The organism is Pseudomonas sp. NPDC087814, assembly GCF_044742865.1.
GTDB lineage: Bacteria > Pseudomonadota > Gammaproteobacteria > Pseudomonadales > Pseudomonadaceae > Aquipseudomonas.
In genome coordinates this window covers 30,863-55,605 of record NZ_JBIUVK010000014.1, presented here as the reverse complement: position 1 = coordinate 55,605, position 24,743 = coordinate 30,863, and the positions used below count along the sequence as shown (strand labels likewise).

The 24,743-nt window shown below is 61.6% G+C and carries 22 protein-coding genes and 2 pseudogenes; 6 read left to right on the top strand and 18 right to left on the bottom strand.

Annotated elements, in window-relative coordinates; translation table 11 throughout:
* Positions 1 to 156 precede the first annotated feature (156 nt).
* From ACIOMR_RS13585 to ACIOMR_RS13575, 3 genes and pseudogenes are all read right to left on the bottom strand, one after another.
* A pseudogene (locus tag ACIOMR_RS13585) lies at positions 157 to 582 on the bottom strand (methyl-accepting chemotaxis protein); the annotation flags it as partial.
* A gap of 165 nt (positions 583 to 747) precedes the next feature.
* Positions 748 to 1,371 (bottom strand): annotated as a pseudogene (locus ACIOMR_RS13580) (PAS domain-containing protein); the annotation flags it as partial.
* Between the two features lie 272 nt (positions 1,372 to 1,643).
* Entirely contained in the window at positions 1,644 to 2,513 is an 870-nt protein-coding gene (locus ACIOMR_RS13575; RefSeq protein ID WP_401194609.1) for a LysR family transcriptional regulator, read from the bottom strand.
* 98 nt (positions 2,514 to 2,611) lie between these two features.
* Here ACIOMR_RS13575 and gstA point away from each other — a divergent pair, with 98 nt between their 5' ends.
* Positions 2,612 to 3,214 carry a glutathione transferase GstA gene (gene gstA / locus ACIOMR_RS13570; protein ID WP_008431610.1) on the top strand — a complete coding sequence of 201 codons (603 nt, stop codon included), beginning with the start codon at positions 2,612 to 2,614 and terminating at the stop codon, positions 3,212 to 3,214.
* 106 nt (positions 3,215 to 3,320) lie between these two features.
* On the opposite strand, the gene ACIOMR_RS13565 is transcribed toward gstA, so the two are convergent.
* The 9 genes from ACIOMR_RS13565 to ACIOMR_RS13525 form a co-directional block, all read right to left on the bottom strand.
* On the bottom strand, positions 3,321 to 4,715 hold the full coding sequence (locus ACIOMR_RS13565) for an aromatic amino acid lyase (RefSeq protein ID WP_401194606.1): 1,395 nt from the start codon (positions 4,713 to 4,715) through the stop codon (positions 3,321 to 3,323).
* Complete coding sequence (locus ACIOMR_RS13560) at positions 4,712 to 5,716, bottom strand: ornithine cyclodeaminase family protein (protein WP_177027652.1); 1,005 nt, start codon at positions 5,714 to 5,716, stop codon at positions 4,712 to 4,714. The genes ACIOMR_RS13565 and ACIOMR_RS13560 overlap by 4 nt, the downstream gene beginning before the upstream one ends.
* Positions 5,717 to 5,990: 274 nt before the next feature.
* Complete coding sequence (locus ACIOMR_RS13555; RefSeq protein WP_401194602.1) at positions 5,991 to 6,917, bottom strand: aliphatic sulfonate ABC transporter substrate-binding protein; 927 nt, start codon at positions 6,915 to 6,917, stop codon at positions 5,991 to 5,993.
* On the bottom strand, positions 6,917 to 7,930 hold the full coding sequence (locus ACIOMR_RS13550) for an ABC transporter substrate-binding protein (RefSeq protein WP_003213067.1): 1,014 nt from the start codon (positions 7,928 to 7,930) through the stop codon (positions 6,917 to 6,919). Before ACIOMR_RS13550 ends, ACIOMR_RS13555 begins: the two co-directional genes overlap by 1 nt.
* Positions 7,931 to 8,076: 146 nt before the next feature.
* Entirely contained in the window at positions 8,077 to 10,716 is a 2,640-nt protein-coding gene (locus tag ACIOMR_RS13545) for a TonB-dependent receptor (protein WP_102369756.1), read from the bottom strand.
* A gap of 253 nt (positions 10,717 to 10,969) precedes the next feature.
* On the bottom strand, positions 10,970 to 11,905 hold the full coding sequence (locus tag ACIOMR_RS13540; protein WP_401194598.1) for a FecR domain-containing protein: 936 nt from the start codon (positions 11,903 to 11,905) through the stop codon (positions 10,970 to 10,972).
* Positions 11,902 to 12,411 carry a sigma-70 family RNA polymerase sigma factor gene (locus ACIOMR_RS13535; protein WP_401194595.1) on the bottom strand — a complete coding sequence of 170 codons (510 nt, stop codon included), beginning with the start codon at positions 12,409 to 12,411 and terminating at the stop codon, positions 11,902 to 11,904. Before ACIOMR_RS13535 ends, ACIOMR_RS13540 begins: the two co-directional genes overlap by 4 nt.
* 218 nt (positions 12,412 to 12,629) lie before the next feature.
* A complete protein-coding gene (locus ACIOMR_RS13530) occupies positions 12,630 to 13,409 on the bottom strand; it encodes a phosphate/phosphite/phosphonate ABC transporter substrate-binding protein (RefSeq protein WP_177019383.1) in 780 nt (259 codons plus the stop codon).
* Between the two features lie 9 nt (positions 13,410 to 13,418).
* Entirely contained in the window at positions 13,419 to 14,360 is a 942-nt protein-coding gene (locus ACIOMR_RS13525) for a fatty acid desaturase (RefSeq protein ID WP_003213058.1), read from the bottom strand.
* A 334-nt stretch (positions 14,361 to 14,694) separates the two neighbouring features.
* Here ACIOMR_RS13525 and ACIOMR_RS13520 point away from each other — a divergent pair, with 334 nt between their 5' ends.
* Complete coding sequence (locus tag ACIOMR_RS13520; protein WP_177022250.1) at positions 14,695 to 15,132, top strand: GNAT family N-acetyltransferase; 438 nt, start codon at positions 14,695 to 14,697, stop codon at positions 15,130 to 15,132.
* A gap of 60 nt (positions 15,133 to 15,192) precedes the next feature.
* Positions 15,193 to 16,011, top strand: a complete 819-nt coding sequence (locus ACIOMR_RS13515; protein ID WP_102369759.1) for a class I SAM-dependent methyltransferase — start codon at positions 15,193 to 15,195, stop codon at positions 16,009 to 16,011.
* Positions 16,012 to 16,147: 136 nt separating this feature from the next.
* Here the strand turns inward: ACIOMR_RS13515 and def are convergent, their stop codons facing one another.
* The 3 genes from def to ACIOMR_RS13500 form a co-directional block, all read right to left on the bottom strand.
* Positions 16,148 to 16,687: a peptide deformylase gene (def, locus tag ACIOMR_RS13510; RefSeq protein WP_003213049.1), complete on the bottom strand. Its 540-nt coding sequence runs from the start codon at positions 16,685 to 16,687 to the stop codon at positions 16,148 to 16,150.
* 3 nt (positions 16,688 to 16,690) lie between these two features.
* A complete protein-coding gene (locus tag ACIOMR_RS13505) occupies positions 16,691 to 17,635 on the bottom strand; it encodes a YihY/virulence factor BrkB family protein (RefSeq protein WP_003213047.1) in 945 nt (314 codons plus the stop codon).
* Between the two features lie 181 nt (positions 17,636 to 17,816).
* Positions 17,817 to 18,002 carry a CsbD family protein gene (locus ACIOMR_RS13500; RefSeq protein ID WP_003213044.1) on the bottom strand — a complete coding sequence of 62 codons (186 nt, stop codon included), beginning with the start codon at positions 18,000 to 18,002 and terminating at the stop codon, positions 17,817 to 17,819.
* A 199-nt stretch (positions 18,003 to 18,201) separates the two neighbouring features.
* Between ACIOMR_RS13500 and ACIOMR_RS13495 the strand changes: the two genes are divergently transcribed.
* On the top strand, positions 18,202 to 18,579 hold the full coding sequence (locus tag ACIOMR_RS13495; protein WP_003213043.1) for a hypothetical protein: 378 nt from the start codon (positions 18,202 to 18,204) through the stop codon (positions 18,577 to 18,579).
* 183 nt (positions 18,580 to 18,762) lie between these two features.
* Here ACIOMR_RS13495 and fadD1 read toward each other — a convergent pair whose 3' ends face one another.
* Together fadD1 and fadD2 are read right to left on the bottom strand one after the other, a co-directional pair.
* Complete coding sequence (fadD1, locus tag ACIOMR_RS13490) at positions 18,763 to 20,454, bottom strand: long-chain-fatty-acid--CoA ligase FadD1 (protein WP_003213041.1); 1,692 nt, start codon at positions 20,452 to 20,454, stop codon at positions 18,763 to 18,765.
* A gap of 394 nt (positions 20,455 to 20,848) precedes the next feature.
* On the bottom strand, positions 20,849 to 22,537 hold the full coding sequence (gene fadD2 / locus ACIOMR_RS13485; RefSeq protein ID WP_003213039.1) for a long-chain-fatty-acid--CoA ligase FadD2: 1,689 nt from the start codon (positions 22,535 to 22,537) through the stop codon (positions 20,849 to 20,851).
* A gap of 209 nt (positions 22,538 to 22,746) precedes the next feature.
* Here fadD2 and ACIOMR_RS13480 point away from each other — a divergent pair, with 209 nt between their 5' ends.
* Together ACIOMR_RS13480 and ACIOMR_RS13475 are read left to right on the top strand one after the other, a co-directional pair.
* Complete coding sequence (locus ACIOMR_RS13480; protein WP_003213037.1) at positions 22,747 to 23,691, top strand: alpha/beta hydrolase; 945 nt, start codon at positions 22,747 to 22,749, stop codon at positions 23,689 to 23,691.
* A gap of 58 nt (positions 23,692 to 23,749) precedes the next feature.
* Positions 23,750 to 24,220 (top strand): MaoC family dehydratase, encoded by a 471-nt coding sequence (locus ACIOMR_RS13475; RefSeq protein ID WP_003213034.1) that lies wholly within the window; start codon positions 23,750 to 23,752, stop codon positions 24,218 to 24,220.
* A gap of 55 nt (positions 24,221 to 24,275) precedes the next feature.
* On the opposite strand, the gene ACIOMR_RS13470 is transcribed toward ACIOMR_RS13475, so the two are convergent.
* The gene (locus tag ACIOMR_RS13470) at positions 24,276 to 24,743 is read right to left on the bottom strand and encodes a PA2169 family four-helix-bundle protein (RefSeq protein WP_003213033.1); all 468 of its coding nucleotides are present in this window, start codon (positions 24,741 to 24,743) and stop codon (positions 24,276 to 24,278) included.

The following is a 24,743-nucleotide window of genomic DNA, read 5'->3' as shown; positions in this document are numbered from 1 at the left end:
GGGGGGAGTCGTTGCGACCCCCGCTGGGGTCTCCCCCCCCACTTTTTTGGGGGGCCCCCCCCCCCCCCCCGGCGCCCCCCCCCCCCCCCCCCACAGCAGCTCCCTCGCCACAGCAAGCGCCCTCGCCACAGGTTATTTCTCGGCCATAACGGTGTGTTACTGCAGTTGCAGTGTCGAGTTGAACTGACTGATCGCATCCACCACATGCCGTGACCCTTCCTGAATCTCCAGGATCACCTGCCCCGCCTCATTCGCCAGTTCCACCCCAAGCCCCGTGCGGCTCAGGCTCGACTGCATGCTCGACACCGCGCTGATCGACAGGTCGTGGTTCTTGCGCACCACATCCACAATCTCGATCGTCGCCTGGCTGGTTCGCGCCGCCAAACTGCGCACCTCATCCGCCACCACCGCAAACCCGCGCCCATGCTCGCCCGCCCGGGCCGCTTCGATCGCCGCGTTGAGCGCCAGCAGGTTGGTCTGGTCGGCGATGCCGCGGATGGTCTGGACGATGGTGCCGATGATGTCCGACTGCTTGCTCACCGCGTCGATACTCACGGCCGCTTCGTTAAGGTCACGGGAAATTTCTTCGATGATCTGCACGGTCTGCTGCACCACTTCCGAACCCTTGCGGGCGCAGGCGTCGTTTTGCACCGAGGTGGCGTGAGCCGAGTCGGCAGCCGTGCGCAAGGTGGTGACCTGGTCGGTGATGTCGCTGGCGAACTTCACCACTTTGTACAAGCGCCCGTTGGCATCGAAGATCGGGTTGTAGGAGGCTTCCAGGAACAGCGTTTGGCCGAATTTGTCTTTGCGCTCAAACCGGTGGGAGTGATATTCGCCGCGATTGAGCGAGGCCCAGAATGCCTTGTAGGCCGGCGAATCGGTCTCACCGCGATGACAAAACAGACTGTGGTGCTGGCCGACGATTTCACTGAGGGAATACTTCACCGTCTTCAGGAAGTTGTCGTTGGCATTCAGGATCTGGCCTTGCGGGGTGAATTCAATGACCGCCATGGAGCGGCCGATGGCGTCGATCAAGCTCTGGTTTTCATGCTCGCGGTGAATCCGCGCCGAGATGTCCGAGGCCACCTTGATCACGCTTTGCACCTGGTTGTCGGCACCGATTACCGGCATGTAACTGGCCTCCAGCCACACTTCCTGGCCATGCTTGTTCAACCGCATGAAGGTGCCACTGAGGGGCTCGCCCCGCGCCAGGTCGCGCCAGAGCTTGGCGTAGGCGTCGGTGTGGGTGTAGGCCTCTTCGCAGAAAATCCGGTGATGCTTGCCGCGAATTTCTTCGGCGCGGTAGCCCATGGTCTTGCAGAAATTTTCATTGGCATCCAGCACGATGCCGTCGCGATCAAACTCGATCATTGCCATGGAACGGCTGATGGCGGCCAATTTGGCTTTGGCTTCGGTAAGGGCGCAGGAGAAACGTTCGATTTCCAGCAGGTCGGATTTGTGTTGGCGGTTGAACATGTCAGATCACCCTTTATTTTCCCGACGCCCACGCGGGCGCATTCCATTCACGGTTTGAATCTTGATCGAAGACCTTTATGGGGAAACCTATCCGAAACGCTTTATATGCCGAGCGTCATCAACGGTTCTGGGTGAGCATAGACAGGCGTTGGCGCTATGCAAGGCCACTAGTCAGCCAGCATTTGCAACAAAGCATTAACCACTGCTGAAGGCGGTTGGTGGCGTGATGTCACCAACGCAAACTCGCGATGCACCGGCTCCGCCAGGGGCATGATGCGCAAGCCTTGGCGCTGGGCCGGCAGGGTCATCTCGGGCACCAGCGTCACACCCACGCCTTCACGCACCAGGCTGAAAGCGCTGTTCCACTCGCGCACCTCCACCCGCACCTCGCGCAGCACCAGGCCGGCTTCCTGCGCCAGGCTGCGGGCGTTGACGGCGCAGCCGCCGGTGGCAAGCACGAACGGTTGCTCCACCAACTCTTCCAGCGTGACCGTTGCCTGCGCCGGGCGCCGGGAAAACCCGTGGGCCATCGGCAGCACCGCCACCCAGTTATCGCGCCCCAGCACGGCGGCATTGCGCTCGGACGGCGGGTTGAGCACCACGCCCAGGTCGATCAGATTCGCGTCGAGCAAGGTGTTCACTTCATCGTCGGTCACTTCCAGGGCCGTGACCTCGATGCCGGGATAAAGCTGGTTGAACCGACGCAGCAGCGGCGGCAGGAACACCGCCAGCACCATGGGGAAACTCGCGATGCGAATCGTCCCACGCAGCATCGGCCGCGCTTCGTCCACGGTGGTGCGAATCGCCTGCAACGCTTCCAACATCACCCGCGCCTGCTCGATCACTTGCAGGCCCAGGGCGGTAGGCACGGTCTGACGCGCCTCACGCACAAACAACTGCGCACCGAGGTTGGCCTCCATGGCCGCCATCGCCTGGCTGGCGGCGGACTGAGTCATGCCCACTCGTTCGGAGGCGGCAGTGATGCTGCCGTTGTCCGCCACGGCCACCAGCAGGCGCCAGTGCATCAGGTTCATCATGGCAGTAGCTGTCCTTATGGCAGGATTCTGAAAGATTAATTTTACCCAAGGTGCCATGCCCACGAGACTGAAGGCAACTGTCCTGCGGAGTTGCCCCGATGAAGCTGTATTTTTCCCCGAATGCCTGTTCCCTCGCCTCCCATATCGCGCTGCGGGAATTGGCCCTGCCGTTTGAATTGATTCGCGTCGACAACCAGAAAAAGCTCACGGCTGACGGTGATGATTTCCTGCAGATCAATCCCAAGGGCTATGTGGCCGCACTGCAACTGGACAACGGCGAGGTACTGACCGAAGGCGCGGCCATCCTGCAATACCTGGCCGACCGGGTACCCGCAGCGGGCCTGGCGCCGGCCAATGGCAGCTGGGAGCGGGTGCGTTTGCAGGAGTGGCTGAACTTTGTCTCCAGCGAGATTCATGGCGGGCTGGGAGTGTTGTTCAAGGACGCGATTCCCGATGAGGTGAAGGCGCTGTTCAAGGCCACGCTGTTCAAGCGTTTTGCGATTCTGGTACAGACCCTGGAGCGCCAGGATTACCTGCTGGGCGCGCAGTACTCAGTGGCGGATGCGTACCTGTTTGTGGTGCTGCGCTGGGCGGGGTTGTTTGATATCGACTTGCAGCAGTGGCCGGCGTTGGCGAAGTTTCAGCAGCGGGTCGGTGAGCGGCCGGCGGTGATTGCCGCCCTGGCCGCTGAAAATCCATGACCTGAAATGCGATCAACCTGTAGGAGCTGGCTTGCCTGCGATAGCGATGGTGAATCCAACACCGCTATCGCAGGCAAGCCAGCTCCCACATTTGATCTTCATTGGTTTAGAGAATGGGTTTCAAGCCATCGTTTTCGATGAATGCGCTTAACGCCAACACATCCACCGACCCCGAACGATCCTGATCGAGGTGCGCCACCTCGCGGCGCACCGCCTGATGAATACGCCGGGTGCCCTGCCCCAGTTGAACCGTGCCGCGCAGGTCTACCGCCTGCGCCGCCACGATCAACTCAATGCTGCCCAGCCACACCACGCGCTGCACCAGTTGCCGGGTTTTCTCGACCACCGCCAGCGCCTGCCCCGCATAATCTTCCACGCGATCCGCCACCGGCACGCTCACCGCCGGGATCGGATTGGCCAAGTGCCCGATCTCCGCCACCAACGCCGAACCGGTGCGCTGCAAGGCGGCCATGCCCACGTGCCCGGGCTGGTTGATCAGAAAGCGCGGCAGTTCACTGGAGGCCGGCGACAGCAACTTGGCAATCCGCTCGGCGCTGCACACCGCCACGCGGCTCAACGCCAGGCCCAAGCCTTCGGCCGCCAGCGCGAGATGGGTGCTGTCGAAATTGGCCGTGGCCAGCACCAACACGTCTTCGCTGATCAACGCCGGATTGTCCGCACCGCTGGCCAGTTCCAGTTCGATCAACTCGCGTAACGCCTGCACTGCCTGTTGTGCCGCGCCTTGAACCACCGTGGCACAGCGAAAGCTCAGCGGGTCCTGTAGCCGGCGCGGGTTATCGGCCAATTCGCCGCCCGCCAGCAATTCCAGCAACGCCGCTGATTGCCCGCTTTGCCCCGGCGCCGGGCGCAACCGCGAAGCCCACGGCTGAAACGGACTGAGGTTGGCCCGATAGCCTTCACACGACAACGCCAGCCCCGCCAACACGGCCTGCAATGCCTGTTCGGCCTCGGCCACCAGCAACGCGCCAAGGCCGATGCTCGCGGAGTTGGCCGACACCAGCGCCAGGCCATCCTTGCCCGTCAATGGCACGTTCAGCGCCAGACTCAAATGCGCCAACGGCGCCAGGTCGCTCTCACCCAGCGAGCCGAGCAACGGCACCGCGGGCTCCATGCCGCAGTTGAGTAACGCCAACAGCGCCTGCGCCGCACCCGGCGAAATACCCGAACGCCCCTGGGCCAACCCCGCCAAGCGGGCTGCGGTGATCGCGCGTAATTCCTCACGCGTGGCCAGGCGGCCAACGCCCACCGCACGCCCCAAAGGAATGTTTGCCTGTTCCGGCGCGACCTGCGTATCCACCGCCGCACCGAGGCCGGTGGTCACCCCGTAAATCGGCGTGCCTTCAGCCACCAGGCGCAGCAACAGTCGATGCCCTTCGTCGATACGTTGGCGGGCCGCATCGCTGAAGTCAGCCGGTGCGTCTTGGCGGGCAATCGACAGCAAATCCTCAATCGTCAAACCGGCGGGATCGAAGTGAATCATGCCCAGCGCAACCGCTGGCCGATCCCCAGGCGTTTGGATTTTTCCAGCAGTGCGTGGCCCAGGGCGATATCGCTGAGGCTCAAGCCACGGTGCCAGAACAGGATGGTTTCCTCGGGGGTTTCCCGGCCGGTTTTCAAGCCGGCGACGATCTGCCCCAACTCGGCATGCAAGGTCTCGGCGCTGAGTTTTCCGGCGTCGACATGGGCGCGCAATGCGCCGAACATCCCGCCCTTGCACTGGCCCCAATCGTCCACCACCAGCTTGTGCATGATGTCGGTCAACGACAGTTCCACCGCGCTCATGGTGCCGTAGGGCACGACGAAGGCACCGGGCTTGATCCACTCGGTGTGCAGCAACGGTTGCGGCTGATCCAGGCGTGAAGCTTCCACCACGATGTCGGCGCCGCGCACCGTGGACTCCCAGTCGTCGGTGACAATCACCGGCTTGCCGAGGTCGCGGCGCAGGCGTTCGGCGAAGGCTTCGCGGCTTTCACTGCGGCGCGAGTGCACGCGGATTTCGTCGAAGTCGAACAGGTGGTCCAGCAGCCGCACGTTCCAATACGCCGTGCCACGGGCACCGATGTGCGCGAGGACTTTACTGTCGGGACGGGCCAGGTATTTGGCACCGATGGCGGTGACGGCGCCGGTGCGCATGTCGGTAATCGCCGAGGCGTCCAGGATGGCCTTGGGGATGCCGGTGGCCGGGTCCAGCAGGTTGAGAATCGCCAGTTCCGAGGGCAGGCCCTTGCGGTAGTTATCGACAAAGTCGCCCACCACCTTGACCCCGGCGTAGCCGATTGCGCCGCCCAATACACCGCGCAGCACGTTGAAGTGGCCGTTGATTTCACCGCCGGGAATCAGGTGCATGCGCGGCTCGATCACCGCCTCGCTGCGGCCCTGGATCGCCAGGCTGGATTCGATGGCGTTGAGGATTTCGTCGTTGGTCAGGGCCAGTTCGTCGATGTCCAGGCCGTTGAGGAAGTCGATGTAGATCGGTTGCATGGTCTGCTCACTGATGGGTTGCGAAGGTCGATGCTGAAGATGCTTTTATGGGGTGAGGGAGCTTGTTGTGGTGAGGAGCCTGTTGTGGCGAGGAGCTTGCTGTGGCGAGGGAGCTTGCTCCCGCTGGAGTGCGCAGCGCTCCCGCTTTTTTTGGGGCCGCTACGCAGCCCAGCGGGAGCAAGCTCCCTCGCCACAACAGCTCTTTCCCTAAAGCAAGCTCCCTTGCCACAGCAAACTCCCCCCCACAGCAAGCTCCCTTGCCACAGGGATAAAGTTATGGGGCCTTGAACACAACCTGCTGCACATCGACCTTTTTCGGGATCAGGCCGTTGGCAAAAAACGCGTCGGCCGTACGTTGCTGGTTGGCGATATCCACCGCTTCCAATGGCCGGCTCGGCGTCGGCGAGCGGTGCTGGAAGTAACTCTCCACCACCGCCGGCTGCAAGCCCAATGTCTTGGCCATCAGCGCGACGCTTTCGTCATGCTGGTCCAGCGACAACCGCTGCGCCTGGGCAAACACCTTGAGAATCGCCGCAATCGCCTGCGGGTGCTGCTTGGCAAACGGCCCGCTGGCGATGAAGAAACTGCCCGCCGGGTTCAGCCCCTGGCCATCCCCCAGCACCTTCGCCGAACCGTCCACCACGGCCGCCGAGTAGTACGGGTCCCACACCACCCAGGCGTCGACCTTGCCTTGTTCAAACGCGGCACGGCCGTCGGAGGGCGACAGGTACACCACGTTCACGTCCTTCCACTGCAAGCCGGCACGCAGCAAACTTTTGAGGAACAGGTTGTGGGCGCTGGAACCCTTGAGCAACGCCACGCGCTTGCCCTTGAGTTCGGCCACGCTTTGCACGGTGCTGTCCTTGGGCAGCAGGATGGCTTCGGTGCGCCCGTCATTGGGCTCGACGCCGATGTAGCGAATGTCGATGCCGGCAGCCTGGGCGAAGATCGGCGGGATGTCGCCGATATTGCCGATGTCGATGCTGCCGCCATTTAGGGCTTCGATCAGCGGCGGGCCGCCGAGGAATTCGATCCACTCGACCTTGGTGCCCGGCAACGCTTGCTCGAACAGGTGATGCTCACGGGCGAGCACCATGCTCACCGAGCTTTTCTGGTAGCCGACGCGCAGGGTGGCCGGTTCTGCCGCCAGCAGCGGCCCGGCGCACAGTGCCAGCAGTGTGGCTGCGATGAGCTTGCGCATCAGAGACTCTCCTTGACCTTGGCCGCGACGTCCGCCGGCACCCACTGCTGCCAGACCTGCGGCTGTTCTTTCAGGAACGCTTCGGCCACCTGGCGCGGCGCGGTACGTTTCTCGGCCATTTGCGCGAGGATGCCGTTGAGCAGGTCAATCGGCAGGTCGACTTTTTCAAAGAACGTCACCAGTTGCGGGTACTGCGCCTTGAACGGCGCCGACACGCCAATCGCCAGGTGCGCTGGCATCGAACGAGTACCGATGGGGTGCGGGTTGTTGGCGTCGGCCAGGGTCTTCCAGGCTTCGGCGTTGAACGGTGGTTCTTCCAGTTTGATCAACTTGAAGCGCCCCAGCAGTGGCGTCGGCGACCAGTAGTAGAACAGCACCGGCTTGCCGCGACGGATCGAGGATGCAACCTCGGCATCCAGCGCCGCGCCGGAGCCGGTGCGGAAGTTGACGTAGCTGTCGGTCAGGCCATAGGCCTTGAGTTTCTGGCTGTTGACGATCTCCGAGGTCCAGCCGGTGGGGCTGTTGAGGAAGCGCCCACGGGTCGGGTCTTCGGGGTCGCGGAACACGTCTTTGTAGCGGGCCAGGTCGGCGACGGATTTAAGCTCCGGGGCCAGGGGTTTGATGCCCCGTTCGGCGTCGCCCTTGATCACGTATTCCGGCACCCACCAGCCTTCGGTAGCGCCTTTGACGGTGTCGCCCAGGCCGAACACCTTGCCTTCGCTTTCGGCCTTGACCCACGCCGGACTGCGCCCGGCCCACTCTTCGCCGATCACCTGGATATCGTCCTTGGCCAGGGCGGCCTCCAGGCTCACGGTGCTGCCGGGCAAGGTGTCGGTGGGCAGGCCATAGCCTTTCTCGACGATCAGGCGCAGCACTTCGGTGATCAGGCTGCCGCTTTCCCAGGTGATGTCACCGAAGTGGATCGGTTTGGCAGGTTCGGCGGCCGTGGCTGATTGTGCCAGGACGGTGAGTGCCAATAGCGAGCCACCGAGCAGGTTCTTGATTGTTTTCATGTGTTACCTCGTGGTGATTCCATGAAGAGTGCTCTTGTGGCGAGGGAGCTTGCTCCCGCTGGACTGCGCAGCAGGCCCAAAGTGCTTGGGGCCGCTACGCGCCCCAGCGGGAGCAAGCTCCCTCGCCACAGGTTTTGCATCAGGGTTTAAAAGTCATAACTGAGCCGCGTGTAGTAAAACGCCCCTTCCGGCGCCGTCGGCGACAGGTAGCTGTATTGCTGGCCCGGGGTCTGGCGCAAACGGGTGTTGTAGTCGTCAGGCTTGCTGTCGAACAGGTTGTTGACGCCCACCGACACCCGCAGTTGTTTGGTGAAGGCGTAGTTCACGTCCAGGTCGGTGGTCCATTGCGCGCTGAAGGTCTGGTCGTACTGGGCGTTGGCTTCGCTGGAGGCGTATTTGCGGTACTTGCCGTAACGGGTTTCGTTGAGGGCGATAGTCCATTGGTTGAGCTTGTGGACCGCGCCAAACACCAGCTTGTCTTCCGGGTAACCGTGCTCCAGGAAGCCACGGGATTCACGGGTCAGCACTTCGAAGCCGTTGGGGTTTTCGTGGACCTTTTCGATAGTGGTGCGGGCCTTGGTGTAGCCCGCCGACAGGTTCAGGTTGCCGAACTGCTCAAGGTCCAGGTTGTACTTGCCCACGATGTCGACGCCGCGGGTGCGGGTGTCGGCGGCGTTGGTCATGAACTGCGCCCAGGAGTACTGGCCGTAGCCGGCGTCCTTGAGGATCTGCTCGGCCAGCGGCCCGGAAATGCCACCGCTGAACAGCAGGCGGTCACGAATCGAGATCTGGTAGGCGTCGATGGTCAGCGAGGCCTGGTCGGTTGGGCGCAGCACCAGGCCCAGGGAGAAGTTGGTGGACTTCTCGGGCTTCAGCGGCTGCGCACCGAGGGCACGGGCGGCCGGGTTGTCGGCCGGCAGCATGCGGGTCAGCACCGGGTTGCCGTTGGCGTCGAGGTTGGTGGTGGTGGTCCAGGAGGTGCCGATCTGGCCCAGGCTGGGCGCGTGGTAGGCATTGTTGACCGTGGCCCGCAGGCCGACTTTCGGGGTGAAGTCATAGCGCGCCGAGAGTTTGCCGGTGGTGGCTGAACCGAAGTCCGAGTAGTGCTCGGTACGCCCGGCAATGCCCACCTGGAGCTTGTCGGTGACCTGGTTTTCCAGGCCGAAATACACGCCGCCCACATCACGCTTGAAGGTGCCGGCGTCGTCCGGGGTCAGGCCCGAAGCCTGCACCGCGCCAACCTGCACGCCGTCGATGCCACCGTAGGAATAGGAATCGTAGTCGCCGGCCTCCAGCCGGTATTGCTCATGCCGGTAGGCAACGCCCGCCGACACGGTGAGTGGATGGCTCGACCAGTCGACGTTCAGATCCTTGGCGTAATCCAGGGTGATGTTGGTCTGGTCGTTGACCAGGGTGGCGACGTTGAACTTGGTCGGGCTGTTGATCCCGTAGCTCGGGTTGACGGTGTTGAAAGCCAGTTCGTCGTGCTCGTCGCGGCCATAGGTGGCGCTCAAATCGAAGCGGCCGATGCTCTCGTCTTCATAGCGGGTGCCGACGGTGACGGCGCCGTCTTCATAGCGATAGCGGTATTTCGGGATGGTGCCGTTGGGGTAGATCCCGGCCACGTTGTTCGGGCTGCTGGCCAGCAGCGGCGGCGTGTTGTTTACCGAAGTGTCCTGGCCGAAGGTGGCGAAACTGTAGAGGCGCCATTGGTCGTTCAGGCCGATTTCGGCGTTGGCCGCCAGGTTGTATTTGTCGCGCCCGGCACCGCCCCAGCGCGGGTCTTGTACCTGGCCGTCGGCGACGTATTTGTCGCCGATGTCATCGGGTTTGTTGTTCAGGGTGTTGAAGCTCAGGGTCAGGAAACCATCCCCCGGCAAGCCGATGCCGTACCAGCCATCGGTGGTTTTGCTGAAGCCGTCGCCCTGGGCGTATTTGCCCAGTTGGGTGTTGATGCCGCCACCGCTGTCGCGCTCCTTGAGCACGATGTTGACCACCCCCGCCACCGCGTCCGAACCGTATTGCGCCGAGGCACCGTCGCGCAGCACTTCGACGTGGTCGATGGCGCTGATGGGGATCATGTCGAGGTCCACCGGCTGCGCGCCAATGAACGGCACGCCACCGGAAATGTTCACCACCGCCGAGGTGTGCCGGCGCTTGCCATTGATCAGCACCAGGGTCTGGTCCGGGGACAAGCCGCGCAGGGAGGCGCCTTTCGGATCCTGGCCGCGGGTGGCGCTGTTGTTCTGCGGAAAGTTGAACGAGGGCAGCAGTTGGAACAGCGCCTGGTTGAGGCTGGTGGCGCCGGTTTGCTTGAGTTCTTCGGCGTTGATCACATCCACCGGGGCGCTGCTGGTGAGGGCCGTGGCGTCGCTGCGACGGGTACCGATGGCGACCACACGGTCGAGGGTCGGCGCCTGGGCTTCGGCGGTTTGCGCCTTGATGCTGTTGCTGGCAGGCGCGACTTTGGCGCCTTCCTTGATGATGAATGCTCCGTCCGGGCTGACCTGGACTTGCAGGCCGGTGCCCTTGAGCGCGGCGTCTACCGCCTGTTGCGCCGACAGCGAACCGTCGACCCGCGCCGAGGAATAATTGCCCAGCTGCGGCGTGAAGGAAATCACCTGGCCGCTCTGGCGGCTGATGTTCAGCAGCACTTCGTCCAGCGGGCCGGGCGCGATGTGGTAGACCTGGCGCGCCTCTTCGGCGCTGGCGGCGAAAGACAGGAACAGACTGGCCAACGGCACCAGCGCAAAGGTTCGAAGCGGTGTACGGTTGAATGGGCTCACGTTGGCTCCCCCCAAGGAAACTCCTGAGCGCTGCTCCCCGCAGCGCTTACGGGAGTGATGTGGGATGGCCGGGGGAAAACTTGCAGATCGTTTGGTTATGTCGTTAGAACCGACATTCGGAAACGACGCGGTCAACTGTGGGAGCTGTCGAGCTTTAGCGAGGCTGCGATGGTATCGCTGCGGTACATCTGAGAGGCCGAGGTGCTCGCATCGCAGGCAAGCCAGCTCCCACATTGACCGAGGTGAACCGTTTTCATGTGGCACTGACGGTCACCCACAACCCGGTCCGGCGGGTGATGTGGATCGGCAGGGTGCGTGCCAGGGTGTCGAGGATCTGGTCGGGATTGTCGAGGCGGTACAGGCCGCTGACCCGCAACCCTGCCACCGCCGGATCAAGGCGCAGCACACCGTTGTGATACGGGCGCAGTGCGTCGATCACTTCCACCAGCGGGCGGTCGCGCACTTGCAGGAAACCGTCGATCCACGCCGTCGCCCCCGAGGAACTGGCCAGCACCGGGCCGAAGCCGAAGCGGTCGTAAGTCACCTCGTGCCCGGCCTCCAGTTGCAGGCGTTCGCCGTTCTGGCCGTCGATCTCCAGGGCGCCGTTGAGCGCCACCACATGGCCCTGCCCTTCGCGCTCGCGCAGCAACAGGCGATTGCCCAAGGCATGCAGTCGAGCTTGATCGGTCTGGATGAAAAACGGTCGGTTGCTGTCCCTGGCAATCTTCACCAGCAACTCGCCATCGCGCAGGCGCACCACGCGGCGTTGTGGGTCGAATTGAATATCGGCGGCACTGCGGGCGTTGAGCAGTAACTCGCTGCCATCGGCCAGCTCTACAGTGCGCCGTTCGCCGGTGCCGGTGCGGATATCGGCGGTCAAATCCTCCACCACCGGCCGGGCCAGCCAACCGGCGCCCAGCATCAGGCCAGCGCCCACCAGGGCGCCGCGCAACACCGTGCGGCGGCTGGATGGCGCGTCCAGTGCCTGCTGCAATACCTTGCCGCTGACGCCTTGGGCCTGCGGAATTTGAAACACACCGAGGCGGGTTTCCAGTTGTTGGCACAAGGCTTCGTGACGCGGGTCTGCGGCGCGCCACTGATGGTAACGCTGCCAGTCGGCGGCACTCGCCTCGCCGGAGCGCAGCAACACCACCCAGCGAGTGGCGCTGTCGATCAGGTCGTCGCTCATTCCAGGCACAGCCGCAGGCAGCGGTTGACGGCACGGGTCATGTAGTCGCTGACCGAGCGTTGGGAAATGCCCAGCTCGGCCGCGATTTCCGGGTAGGTCAGGCCATTGAGTTGCGACAGCAGAAAGGTCGCCTTGACCTTGGCCGGCAAGCCGTCGAGCAACTGGTCGATGGCCTGCAGGGCTTCGAGCATCTGCGCCAAATCCTCAGGGGATGGCGCGGGCGAGGCTTCGTCCTGGTCGAGGGCGTCGAGGTAGGCGCGCTCCAGGTCACGGCGACGCCACAGCTGGTACATCAGGCGTTGGGCAATGGTGGTGAGCAAGGCGCGTGGCTGGCGGATCGGCGCCACGCCCGGGGAACTCAACAGTTGGACGAAGGTGTCGGCGGCGATGTCTTCGGCGTGGGCACGGGAATCGAGATGGCGGTGCAAACGGCCGCACAGCCAGTCGTAATGACTGCGGAACAATCCGCCCACGTAATCGCTGTGAGAAGTGTCGGCGCCGGACATAGTGGCTCCATCTGAGTAGGTTGCGCGTTATGTCCGGTGTTCCGGTGGAGCGATCCTAGCAAGGCCGCTTATTCTTTAATAATATTTAAAAGGTATTTTTATATAACCGATCGTTCACACGCTCTGCGTGGGAATGCCGCCTTGGACGCTCTGCGTCTGCTTTGAAATCGTGACGCAGAGCGTCACAGGATGCATTCCCACGCGGAGCGTGGGAACGATCATTGGAGGCGTGGATAACCCAAGGCTTCAGCCTGCTGCCGGTAATCCAGCAGCACCTGGTAATCCGCTTCGGTGGCGGGCAGCACTTCGTGTACGCCGAGGGTTTGCACCACTTCGGGCAGATCCTGCAAGGCCAGGTTCATGACCTCCCGCAGGTGTTCACTTGAGCCCGGCGCGCTGATGTAAGGCAGCGTCGGGCTGGGCGCGCTGCGGGTGACGATCCTCAGCCCGGCCACTTCCTCTGGCGCAAAACGGGCGAGGTAGTCGTAGGTCACGCTGTCGATGGCGGCAAGGTCGGCGCGGTTTTCCCGCAGCCAGCGCAGGCTTTCGCGATGGGCGCCGCTGATGCCGACTTCGGCAAAGAACCGACCGCCCTGCTGCAGCGGCGCCAGGCGTTCGCGCAGCAGGTTCATGCCGCTGTTGGAGTCATGGCCGTTGATCACGCCGCGGCTGTCTTGGAAGTCCGCCAAGGCAACGCGGGGACTGTCGTCGCGGGTCAGCAGCAGGCTGCAATGCTGGCCGCCGCTGCTGTGGGGCAGTTCGTAGCGCGGGCGGCCAATCACCTGGACTTGCCCGCGCAGTTCGGTCATCAGCGGGTAGCCGCAAGTTTGCGTCAGCAGCAATTGCGGGGCACGCCACAGGCTGCGCAAGTCGAGATGATCAGCCTTGCGGCGGGTCGCGCCCAGGCGCTCAAGGATGCGCGAAAGCCAGCGCTCATTGGCCTGTTGCACCTGCTGCGGCGCCACGTACATCAGCAGTTCGGCGTAGCGGTCACTCATGGTCGTCTCTCAAGCAAAGGGGTGCCGTGGGCTGTCGATGGCCTTGAGCCCGTGACGGCCGATCAACTGGCCGTAACCCTGCACCAGGAACCCGCCGCTGCGCGCCACCCATTGTTCGCGGCGCGCGCGGTACACGGTGGGCAGCAAATACCACGGCAGCTTCGGCAAGTCGTGATGCACCAGGTGCAGGTTGTTGTTGAGGAACAGCCAGGTCCACGGCCAGGCGGCTTCGTTAAGCACCGTGCGCTGTTCCGGTTGTGGGTGCGGGCGATGCTCATAGTAGGAACGGATCGCCGCCACCGACAAGGCCGGCACGCTGACCAGCGCCACGTAGTGCCACACCGGCAGCACGCTGTAGTGGGCGATGAAGGTCAGCATCAGCACGGTCACGGTGCCATGGCTCAGCCACATCAGCCACGCCTGGCGCTGGCCTTCGCGCAGGCGTCTGACCTCGTTGCGCGCCAGCTTCCACAGCGCCAGCGGCGAACCCAACAGGAAGCGCCCGAGGACGGTCTTGGTCAGCCAATGCAAGGTGCGCTCGAACAGCGAACTGTCGTCCCACTGCCGCTGATTCAGGTAGCGGCTTTCCGGGTCGACACCGGGCACCGTCAGGTCTTCGTCGTTGTGGTGCACCAGGTGGCAGTTGCGGTACAGGGTGTAGGGGTACCAGACGGCAAACGGTGCGTAGCCGAGGAGTTTGTTCAAAGCAGTGAAGCGGGTGGGATGGCCGTGCAGCAGTTCATGTTGCAGGGACATCCACAGCGTCACGAGCGGGATCAACAGTGCGGTACTCAGCCACAGGCCAAGCCAGTGGCTGGCGAGGATCACGGCAAACCAGCCGGCATAGACGCCGATCAACAGCAGCCAGGTCGGCCACTCGGTGCGGGCGGTAAAGGTCTGGGCCAGGGCTTCGATTTCCCGGCGCTGGGTTTCATCAAGGTAGTTGGACATCGGCAGCTCAGGGCAGGCGTGGCCGACGAAAAAGTCGGCTTCATCCTGCTCTGTGCAATGGGGCGGGAAAATCTTGCAGATCGTTTGGTGCTTAGCTTAGAACTTAATGACCAAACAGGTTGCTGTCGGTTTTCTTGGCCTTTTTCTCGGCGCGTTTTTCATCGGCGGTCTTTGCCGGTTTTTTCTTGTCAGCTTTCTTGGAATTCAGACCTTTGGCCATGATGCGTGCTCCACTTACAGGGGATGTAACACTGGGTATAACACCGATTGCCCAACAGAAGGCGCTTTGCCCGACTTATAATCTGCACCCCCTGGATTCGCGTGTTTGAAAACCATGCCCGAGTTGCACATCGACCGACTGGCAGAGCCGTTGTGGCCGCTGCTGAACAAGTTCTATCGCAGCCATAACTCACCGATGAAGGCCCTCAAGGGTGGCCAGTTGTGGGTGGCCAGGGGCAGCGAGATTGTCGCGGGCCTGTGCCTGACGCCGGTGGTGGGTGGGCAGTGGTTGACCGGGCTGTTTGTCGACCCGGCGCTGCGTGGCCAGGGGCTGGCGGCGCAATTGATTCGCGCCTCGGTCGCAAGCGTTGAAGGCACGGTGTGGCTGCTGTGCCATCCGGACCTGGAAGGCTTTTATCAACGCCTGGGTTTTACCCAGGACACGTTGCTGCCGCAGTCCTTGTCGGAGCGCCTGGTGCGCTACAAACGCAACAAGCCGATGATCGCCATGGGCTTAGAACCGTTGGTGAGGTCGACCTTCAATAAAGTGTGATCAGCCGTTGTGGGCCCCATGCTAGCCTCGGCGGCACCAGCGGCCCATTACAGGATGATCATGAAAGCGACCCTTGCAGCCTTATCCCTTGCAGCTCTCCTCGCCCCGGCCTTGAGCCAGGCAGCCGAAGCGCCGGTTTCCGCCGAGCAGTATGCAACCGTGCTCGCCGGCAGTTGGCGCGTGCCGGCCAACAGCGCGCGTGATGTGTATCGTCACCCGCAGCAGACCCTGGAGTTCTTTGGCCTGCGGGGCGACCAGACCCTGATCGAAATCACCCCCGGTGGCGGCTGGTACAGCGAGCTGCTGGCGCCGCTGCTCAAGGATAACGGCCACTACATCGCTGCCGTGCAGGCGCCGAACAGCAGTGCCTATGCGCGTACATCAGAAGAAAACCTGAAAAAGAAATTCGCCGCAGACCCGCTGCATTATTCCAAGGCCGGCTTCGCCGAGTTCGACCCCAAGGCTCCGGTGCTGGGCAAGCCTGGCTCGGCCGACACCGTGCTGACCTTTCGCAACGTGCATAACTGGGTGATGGCGGATACGGCGCCGGCGATGTTCGAGGCGTTCTTCAAGGTGTTGAAACCGGGCGGCGTGCTGGGGGTGGTGGATCACCGGGCCAAGGACGGGGCGTCGCTGGAAGACATCAAGCACAGCGGTTACCTGACCACCGCGTATGTGGTGAAACTGGCGACGGATGCGGGGTTCAAGCTTGAGGGGCAGAGCGAGGTGAATGCCAACCCGAAAGATACCAAGGACTACCCGGATGGGGTCTGGACCTTGCCGCCGGCGTTGACGTTGGGGGAAAAGGACAAGGCCAAGTATGTGGCGATTGGTGAGTCGGACCGGATGACGTTGCGGTTTGTGAAGCCCGCAAAATAAGCTGAATGCACGCAGAACAAATGTGGGAGCGGGCTTGCTCGCGAATGCGGTGGATCAGTCTATATCTTCGGTGACTGGCACTCCGCTTTCGCGAGCAAGCCCGCTCCCACAGTTTGAGGTGTGTTTTGCCTGAGGGTTATTCGTCTGCGGTGGGATCCATATCCGGGAACATCACTTCGATAAACCCGAACTTGCTGAAATCGGTAATCCGCGACGGGTACAGCCGGCCGATCAGGTGATCGCACTCGTGCTGTACCACCCGCGCGTGAAAGCCTTCGGCAATCCGCACAATCGGCTCGCCCTTGGGGTCAAACCCTTCGTAGCGAATCTGCTGGTAACGGTCGACGGCCCCACGCAAGCCCGGCACCGACAGGCACCCTTCATAGCCTTCTTCCAGCACCGGGCTGAGCGGCGTGATCAGCGGGTTGATGAGGATGGTCTGGGGCACGGCGGGCGCGTCCGGGTAGCGTTCGCTGCTCTCGAAACCGAAGATCACCAGTTGCAGGTCCACTCCAATCTGTGGCGCGGCGAGGCCGACGCCGCCGACGTGTTCCATGGTCTGGAACATGTCATCAATCAACTGCCACAGCTCGGGGCTGTCGAACATTTCCGGCGGAACCGGCGGGGCAATGCGCAGCAGGCGCTCATCGCCCATTTTCAGGATTTCACGGATCATCGATCAGACTTCATCGGTAGTGGGCTTGAGGGAAGGGTCGCGGCCAAGGCCTGAGACATGCTTTTTTTCGTCGTGCTCGCCAAAGTCCTTTTCACCAGGATCCTTGCCTTCGGCCGACATGTGTTCGATCACCGCATTCATCTCCGCCCCCAGCAACAGCACGGCAGCCGAGATGTAGAAGTACAACAGCAGCACAATGATCGCGCCGATACTGCCATACATGGCGTTGTAGTCGGCAAAGGTTTTGACGTAGTAGCCAAACCCCAGGGAAGCGACGATCCAGACCACCACCGCCAGCACCGATCCCGGGGTGATAAAGCGAAACTTCTGCTTCACGTCAGGCATCACGTAGTACATCAACGCCACGGAGAACATCAACAGGATGACGATCAGCGGCCAACGCAGGATGGTCCACAGGGTGACCACGAATTCCTGCATGCCGATCTGCCCCGCCAGCCATTCCATCACCTGCGGCCCGAGCACCATCAAGGCGGCGGCGGCCAACAGCATGCCGGCGAAGCCTACGGTGTAGAAAATCGACAGCGGGAAGCGCTTCCAGATCGGTCGGCCTTCCACCACGTCATAGGCGGCATTCATCGCACTCATCATCAGGCGCACACCCGCCGAGGCGGTGTACAGCGCGATCACGATACCCACCGACAACAGGCCACCCTTGGATTGCTGCAACTGGTCGATCACCGGGTTGACCTGCTCCAGGGCCTGGGGCGGCAATACCAGTTCCGATTGCATGCGCAGCCAGGTGAAGAAGTCCGGCAGGTGCAGGAAACCGATCAGGGCAATCAGGAACAGCAGGAAGGGAAACAGCGAGAACAGCATCTGGTAGGCCAGCGCCGAGGCGTACGTAGGCATCTCGTCATCGAGGAACTCTGTGACAGTGCGCACCAGCACTTTGTGCAGGGGCAAGCCTTGTAATACCGGAAAAATCATAGCGTCTCCTTTCGCCGCAAAAAGTTGAGTTCGTGGGCGACTCAGGGGCCGTTTTCTACATCAAGGTAGCTTATTTGGCGACCTTGAAACAATTTCCAAACTTTAATCACTGCAGGTGACACAAAAACGGCCATCCGTGGATGGCCGTCGGGCTGCTGGAGTGCAGGCAGCCAGGTCGGGACTATTTGACCGCTTTCTTTACTGCGTCCTTGGTGTCGCCGACTGCTTTTTGCACTTCACCTTTCTTTTCCTGAACCACGCCTTCAGCCCGCAACTTGTCGTTGCCGGTGACTTTGCCAACACCTTGCTTGATGTTGCCTACGGCTTCGTTCGCCAAACCTTTTGCCTTATCCGATGTGCTACTCATGGTATTTCTCCTGGGAACAATCAAGGATTTTGGTCACTACGTAAACGTTGACCCTTGGCCTTTCCAGAGAGTTTCAATTATTTTTTCAGCGGCATTTCATCGCGCCGTACAGGTTTGGCTTTATGTTTTGCGGCCAACCCACGAGAATGCCGGGCACATCCAGGCGCAAGCGCTGGGTAACAGATCCCGTAGGAAGGTTATGAAACTCAATAAAGCACAGGCCATTGCCCGCAGAAACCAGGAACTGGGCGGTGCCGTACTCGGTGTCAACAACTGCCACTTCACCGACCTGGACCGCAAACGCAACATCTGGTGGTTCGACCTGCCGGTGGGCCGGATTGCCGTGGGCCAGTACGAGTGGATCCACTTGTTGATGCACAACGCCGAGAGCGACCAGTTGCTGCACCTGAAGGTGCCAACGGTGTTTCTGCGCGAGAAGCTGGAAGGCCTGGTGGTGCGCAATGCCGGCAAGCGCAAGCCGGAGATTACCCTGGAGCTGAGTGCCGACAAGGACTCGTTCCTCAAGGACGTACGCCCGGCCGGTGCCGGTGTGAGCTTCGCGCAGTTCGCACTGTAGGAATACGGTAAAAACTGTGGGAGCGGGCTTGCTCGCGAATGCGGTGTGTCAGTAACCGGTATATCACTGGCACACCGCTTTCGCGAGCAAGCCCGCTCCCACATTTGGATTGCATTTCAATGCGGGAAAATCAGCGTTCAATAAAAAGCCCCGCATCTGCGGGGCTTTTTGTTGGGGGCCGAGTTACTTCTTCAAACCCAGCTTTTTCAGTTCTTCATCCCGCAGTTCGCGGCGCAGGATCTTGCCCACATTGGTGGTCGGCAGCGCATCGCGGAATTCCACGGCCTTGGGCACCTTGTAGCCGGTGACGTTGGCGCGCATGTGCTCCATCACCTGGTCTTTGGTCAGGCTGGCACCCGGCTTGACCACGATGAAGATCTTGATGTGTTCCCCGGACTTCTCGTCCGGCACACCAATGGCCGCGCATTGCAGCACGCCCGGCAGGGTCGCCAGCACGTCTTCAAGCTCGTTGGGGTAGACGTTGAAACCGGAGACCAGAATCATGTCCTTCTTGCGGTCGACAATGCGCATGTAGCCATCCGGCTGGATGATCGCGATGTCACCGGTCTTCAGCCAGCCTTCGCTGTCGAGGATCTCGGCGGTGGCGTCTTCGCGCTGCCAGTAGCCCTTCATCACTTGCGGGCCCTTGACGCACAACTCGCCCACTTCACCCAGTGCCAGCTCGACGCCGTCATCGGTGATGACCTTGCACAGGGTCGACGGCACCGGAATGCCGATGGTGCCGATCTGGATGTTCTGGATCGGGTTCACGGTGGCCACCGGGCTGGTTTCGGTCATGCCGTAACCTTCGCAGATGGAGCAGCCGGTGACCGCTTTCCAGCGCTCGGCCGCCGCCAGTTGCAGGGCCATGCCGCCTGACAGGGTGACCTTCAGCGCCGAGAAATCCAGCTTGCGGAAGGCGTCGTTGTTGCACAGGGCAACAAACAGGGTGTTCAGGCCGACAAAGCCGCTGAACTTCCACTTCGACAGTTCCTTGACCATCGCCGACAGGTCGCGCGGGTTGCTGATCAGGATGTTGTGGTTGCCGATCAGCATCATCGCCATGCAATGAAAGGTGAAGGCATAGATGTGGTACAGCGGCAGCGGGGTAATCAGGATCTCGCAACCTTCATTCAGGTTGGAGCCCATCAGCGCCTTGCACTGCAGCATGTTGGCGACGAGGTTGCGGTGGGTCAGCATCGCGCCCTTGGCCACGCCCGTGGTGCCGCCGGTGTATTGCAGCACGGCGACTTCGTCGCTGGCGGGGCTGACTTCGTTCACCGGCTGGCCGTGGCCCTTGGCCAATACGTCGTTGAACTTGATCGCCTTGGGCAAGTGATAGGCCGGGACCATCTTCTTCACGTACTTGATGACGCTGTTGATCAGCAGGCGCTTGAGCGGCGGCAACAGGTCGGCGACTTCGGTGACGATCACGTGCCTGACGGAAGTCTTGGGCACGACTTTTTCAGCCAGGTGCGCCATGTTGGCCAGGCAGACCAGGGCCTTGGCACCGGAGTCGTTGAATTGGTGTTCCATTTCCCGCGCGGTGTACAGCGGGTTGGTGTTGACCACGATCAGGCCGGCACGGATGGCGCCGAACACGGCGACCGGGTATTGCAGGACGTTGGGCAGTTGCACGGCGATTCGATCACCGGGCTGCAAGTCGGTATGCTGTTGCAGGTAAGCGGCGAAGGCGCCGGACAGTTCGTACAGTTCACCGTAGGTGATTGTCTTGCCCAGGTTGCTGAAAGCCGGTTTGTTGGCGAAGCGTTGGCAGGACTGCTTCAGTACCGCCTGAATATTCGGATACTCGTCTGGATTGATTTCTGCAGCAATCCCGGCGGGGTACTTATCCTTCCAAAAGTCTTCGATCATGGAAGCCCACTCCTCAGCGACGCGAATTCATTCATCGCATTTGATGCGATTATTATTTGTTTGTTTTTGGGTGAGTCTGGCGGTTAAAAGCAGGCCAAGAGGTCACAAAGCGCGCCGAGAGTAGCAGCTTTGCCAAGGGCCGCCTAGAGCCAAAAGAGGCCCCTACGGTCATAAACATGACTCAAGAATATCTAATGGTCATTTTTAGAGCAAAGATTCTATAAGCCAAGAAAGGGCTCTGGAATGGGCTTCTACGCATTTAAACTGAATGAATAAAAACCAAATGTGGGAGCGGGCTTGCTCGCGAAAGCGCAGTGTCAGTCACAGGATATGTCGACTGGTACACCGCTTTCGCGAGCAAGCCCGCTCCCACATTTTTTGACCTTATTTCAAATCAGGCTATGTCGCGCAATTCGCGCCGCAGGATCTTGCCCACCGGCGTCATCGGCAACGACTCACGCAACACAATATGCTTGGGCACCTTGTAGCCGGTGAAGTTGGCCTTGCAGTAGGTCTTCAGCTCTTCAAGGCTCACGCCCTGGGCACGGGCCACCACAAACAGCTTCACCGCCTCGCCGGTACGCTCGTCCGGTACGCCGATCACCGCGCAGCTGGCCACCGCCGGATGCGCCATCACCACGTCTTCGATCTCGTTGGGGTACACGTTGAACCCCGAGACGATGATCAGATCCTTCTTGCGATCAACGATGCGCACAAAGCCGTCCGGGTCGATCACCGCGATATCGCCGGTCTTGAGCCAGCCTTCGGCGTCCAGGGTCTCGGCAGTGGCCACCGGTTGCTGCCAGTAGCCCTTCATCACTTGCGGGCCCTTGATGCACAGCTCGCCCCGCTCGCCCAGCGGCAGCTCCGCGCCGTTGTCGTCGATGATCTTCATCGCCGTGCCCGGCACCGGAATGCCCACGGTGCCCAGCTTCGATTTGCCGCCGTAGGGGTTGGTGCTGGCCACCGGTGAGGTTTCGGTCAAGCCGTAGCCTTCACCAATCGCGCAGCCGGTCAGTTGCTGCCAGCGCTCGGCCGTGGCCTTGACCAGTGCGGTGCCGCCGGAGTTGGTGAGCTTGAGGTGGGAGAAATCCAGGCTCTTGAAGTCCGGGTGGTCCATCAAGGCCACGAACAGGGTGTTGAGCCCCAGCAGCCCGGTGAAGCGCCACTTTTTCAGCTCCTTGATAAAGCCGCCAATGTCCCGGGGATTGGTGATCAGTACGTTGTGGTTGCCCGACACCATCATGCACATGCAATTCGCGGTGAAGGCATAGATGTGGTACAGCGGCAGCGGCGCCACCATCACCTCCTGGCCTTCCTTGATCAGCGGATGGCCGTCGTCCCCCAGTTGCGACATGCACGCCCGCACTTGCTGCATGTTGGCCACCAGGTTGCCGTGGGTAAGCATTGCGCCCTTGGCCAGGCCGGTGGTGCCGCCGGTGTATTGCAGCACCGCGATGTCGTCGAGGGTCACCGGGTGGCGGTTGAGTGCCTGGCCGGCGCCCATGCGCAGGGCGCGCTTGAAGGAGATGGCTTGCGGCAGGTTATAGGCCGGGACCATCTTCTTGACCTTGTCGACCACGGTGTTGATCAGCCAGCCCTTGGCGGCGGGCATGAAGTCGCCCATCTTCGCTTCGATCAGGTATTCGATCTCGGTGTCCTTGCTGACTTCTTCAACCCGCGAGCCAAACAGGTTCAGGTACACCAGCGCACGAATGCCTGCATCCTTGAATTGGTGACGCATTTCCCGCGGGGTGTACAACGGGTTGGTGTTGACCACGATCAGCCCGGCGCGCAGGGCGCCGAACACGGCAATCGGATAATGCAGGACGTTGGGCATCTGCACGGCAATGCGGTCACCCGGCTTGAGGTCGGTGTGCCACTGCAGGTAACCGGCGAACGCGGCGCTGCGCCGATCCAGCTCGGCGTAGGTCAGGGTGATCCCCATGTTGCTGAACGCCGGACGATCGGCAAAGGTCTTGCAGGAACGCTCGAAGACTTCGATCACCGATTTATAGGCTGTGAGGTCGATCTCGTTGGGAACCCCGGCTGCGCGTTTGTCATTCCAGAAATCAGGTTGCATTATTCTTGTCCTCTTACCTGAGTGGTCCGGCCGCTTTTGATGTTGCGATGAAAGCGGAGCTTTGGGGACGTTAGCAGCTATGGTCAATCAGGCAAATACAACAAGATGCGTCATTGATTGTGTGAATCTCCCCGCCAAGGCCAGCGCTGATCCAGCGGCCTGCGGTGAATGAGCTATACACTGCAACGACCCTGAGCAAAGGAAGCGCCATGAACCACACCACTTTCTGGCTGACCGCGAATGACCGCAGTCGGGTGTACGTCAACCAGTGGCTGCCGGACGGGCCGCCCAAGGCGCTGATCATGCTGGCCCACGGCATGGCCGAGCACAGTGGCCGCTATGCCCGCCTGGCCCAGGCGTTGTGCGATGCCGGCTACGGCCTGTACGCCCCCGACCAGCGCGGCCACGGGCGTACCGCCGACGAGGGCACCCTGGGGCTGTTCGCCGAGAAAGACGGCTGGAACAAGGTGGTGGGCGACCTGGCGAGCCTCAACCAGCATATCGGCCAGCAAGCGCCGGGGGTGCCGATCATCCTGCTGGGCCACAGCATGGGCAGCTACATTGCCCAGGCGTACCTGCTGCACCACAGCGCGAGCCTTAACGGGGCGATTCTCAGCGGCTCGAATTTCCAGCCGGTGGCGCTGTACGGCGCGGCCAAGGTGATTGCCCATGTCGAACGCCTGCGCCAGGGGTTGCGCGGGCGCAGTGCGCTGATTGATTTCCTGTCATTTGGATCGTTCAACAAGGCGTTCAAACCCAATCGCACCGCTTTCGACTGGCTCAGCCGTGACCCGGCCGAGGTCGACAAGTACGTCAGCGACCCGCTTTGCGGCTTCCGTTGCACCAACCAGCTGTGGATCGACCTGCTGGGCGGCTTGCAGCAAATCAGCAAAGCGTCCAATCTCGCTCAGATAGACCCGGGGCTGCCGATCCTGATAATGGGCGGTGAATGTGATCCGGTCAGTGAAGGCAAGCGTCTCAAAAGTCTGGCCAATGCGTTGCGTGAAGCTGGCTGCCAGCACCTGGAGCTGAGCATTTACCCACAGGCGCGCCACGAATTATTCAACGAAACCAACCGTGATGCGGTCACAGCCGACGTGCTGACGTGGCTGGCCCAGGCAGCAGTGCTGCGCCGCCCTACTCGCTGCGAATGATTTTTCGTTTAAAATCAATATATTAAGATTTCTGATTAGCCACAGGATGCACCAACTGATGACCCAGGTTACCAACACGCCTTACGAAGCCCTCGAAGTCGGCCAGACCGCCAGCTACAGCAAGACCGTCGAAGAGCGCGATATCCAGTTGTTCGCGGCAATGTCCGGCGACCACAACCCGGTGCATCTGGACGCCGAATTCGCCAAGGCGACCATGTTCAAGGAGCGCATTGCCCACGGCATGTTCAGCGGCGCCCTGATCAGCGCGGCGGTTGCGTGCGAGTTGCCTGGGCCCGGCACGATATACATCGGCCAGCAAATGACCTTCCAGAAGCCGGTCAAAATCGGCGACACCCTGACCGTGCGTCTGGAAATCCTCGAGAAGCTGCCGAAATTCCGCGTGCGTATCGCCACCCGCGTATTCAACCAGCGCGATGAACTGGTGGTGGATGGCGAAGCCGAGATCCTCGCGCCACGCAAGCAGCAGACCGTGACCCTGACCGAACTGCCGGCCATCAGCATCGGTTGAACGAACGCCCATGAAAAAGCCCCGCATCTGCGGGGCTTTTTTATTCAGGCGGGGCTCAAGACTGAGCGCGAGCCTGGTTACGCAGGGCTTTCACCTGGTCGTGGTTGCGTTGCGCGCCGTGGAACTGACGCTCTACCAGGTCACGAATGCCCAGCAGGTTGTGCTTGTTGATCTTCTCGATCGCTTCTTTGTAAGCCTTCAGTGCGTGGTCTTCACCGCGCTCGGCTTCGTTCAGCACGGCTTCTTCGTCTTTACCGGTCACCATCGACTTCACGTCGACCCAACCACGGTGCAAGGCACCGGCGACGCTGCCGGAATCTTCCGGATCGCCACCCAGTGCTCTTACTGCGGTCTGCAGTTCGGCAGCGGCGGTACCGCAATCAACGGAACGTTTGGCAAACAGGGCTTTGAGTTCTGGGTGCTTGATGTCTTCTGCGCAGGTCTTGAAGCCTTCCTGGCCGTCTTTGCTGGTCTCGATCAGGTCGTTGAGTACAGAGATCGATTCTTTGTTGATATCAGTCAT

Bases quoted from the DNA above. Each gene is read 5' to 3' on its own strand.
- ACIOMR_RS13560 (WP_177027652.1), bottom strand. From the start codon at position 5,716: ATGCAACCGATCTACATCGACTTCCTCAACGGCCTGGACATCGACGAA.
- ACIOMR_RS13480 (WP_003213037.1), top strand. From the start codon at position 22,747: ATGAACCACACCACTTTCTGGCTGACCGCGAATGACCGCAGTCGGGTG.
- fadD2 (WP_003213039.1), bottom strand. From the start codon at position 22,537: ATGCAACCTGATTTCTGGAATGACAAACGCGCAGCCGGGGTTCCCAAC.
- ACIOMR_RS13525 (WP_003213058.1), bottom strand. From the start codon at position 14,360: ATGTCCAACTACCTTGATGAAACCCAGCGCCGGGAAATCGAAGCCCTG.
- ACIOMR_RS13550 (WP_003213067.1), bottom strand. From the start codon at position 7,930: ATGAAAACAATCAAGAACCTGCTCGGTGGCTCGCTATTGGCACTCACC.
- gstA (WP_008431610.1), top strand. From the start codon at position 2,612: ATGAAGCTGTATTTTTCCCCGAATGCCTGTTCCCTCGCCTCCCATATC.
- ACIOMR_RS13540 (WP_401194598.1), bottom strand. From the start codon at position 11,905: ATGAGCGACGACCTGATCGACAGCGCCACTCGCTGGGTGGTGTTGCTG.
- ACIOMR_RS13565 (WP_401194606.1), bottom strand. From the start codon at position 4,715: ATGATTCACTTCGATCCCGCCGGTTTGACGATTGAGGATTTGCTGTCG.
- ACIOMR_RS13475 (WP_003213034.1), top strand. From the start codon at position 23,750: ATGACCCAGGTTACCAACACGCCTTACGAAGCCCTCGAAGTCGGCCAG.
- ACIOMR_RS13530 (WP_177019383.1), bottom strand. From the start codon at position 13,409: ATGAGTGACCGCTACGCCGAACTGCTGATGTACGTGGCGCCGCAGCAG.
- ACIOMR_RS13520 (WP_177022250.1), top strand. From the start codon at position 14,695: ATGCCCGAGTTGCACATCGACCGACTGGCAGAGCCGTTGTGGCCGCTG.
- ACIOMR_RS13515 (WP_102369759.1), top strand. From the start codon at position 15,193: ATGAAAGCGACCCTTGCAGCCTTATCCCTTGCAGCTCTCCTCGCCCCG.
- ACIOMR_RS13535 (WP_401194595.1), bottom strand. From the start codon at position 12,411: ATGTCCGGCGCCGACACTTCTCACAGCGATTACGTGGGCGGATTGTTC.
- ACIOMR_RS13495 (WP_003213043.1), top strand. From the start codon at position 18,202: ATGAAACTCAATAAAGCACAGGCCATTGCCCGCAGAAACCAGGAACTG.
- ACIOMR_RS13500 (WP_003213044.1), bottom strand. From the start codon at position 18,002: ATGAGTAGCACATCGGATAAGGCAAAAGGTTTGGCGAACGAAGCCGTA.
- ACIOMR_RS13575 (WP_401194609.1), bottom strand. From the start codon at position 2,513: ATGATGAACCTGATGCACTGGCGCCTGCTGGTGGCCGTGGCGGACAAC.
- def (WP_003213049.1), bottom strand. From the start codon at position 16,687: ATGATCCGTGAAATCCTGAAAATGGGCGATGAGCGCCTGCTGCGCATT.
- fadD1 (WP_003213041.1), bottom strand. From the start codon at position 20,454: ATGATCGAAGACTTTTGGAAGGATAAGTACCCCGCCGGGATTGCTGCA.
- ACIOMR_RS13505 (WP_003213047.1), bottom strand. From the start codon at position 17,635: ATGATTTTTCCGGTATTACAAGGCTTGCCCCTGCACAAAGTGCTGGTG.
- ACIOMR_RS13555 (WP_401194602.1), bottom strand. From the start codon at position 6,917: ATGCGCAAGCTCATCGCAGCCACACTGCTGGCACTGTGCGCCGGGCCG.
- ACIOMR_RS13470 (WP_003213033.1), bottom strand. From the start codon at position 24,743: ATGACTGATATCAACAAAGAATCGATCTCTGTACTCAACGACCTGATC.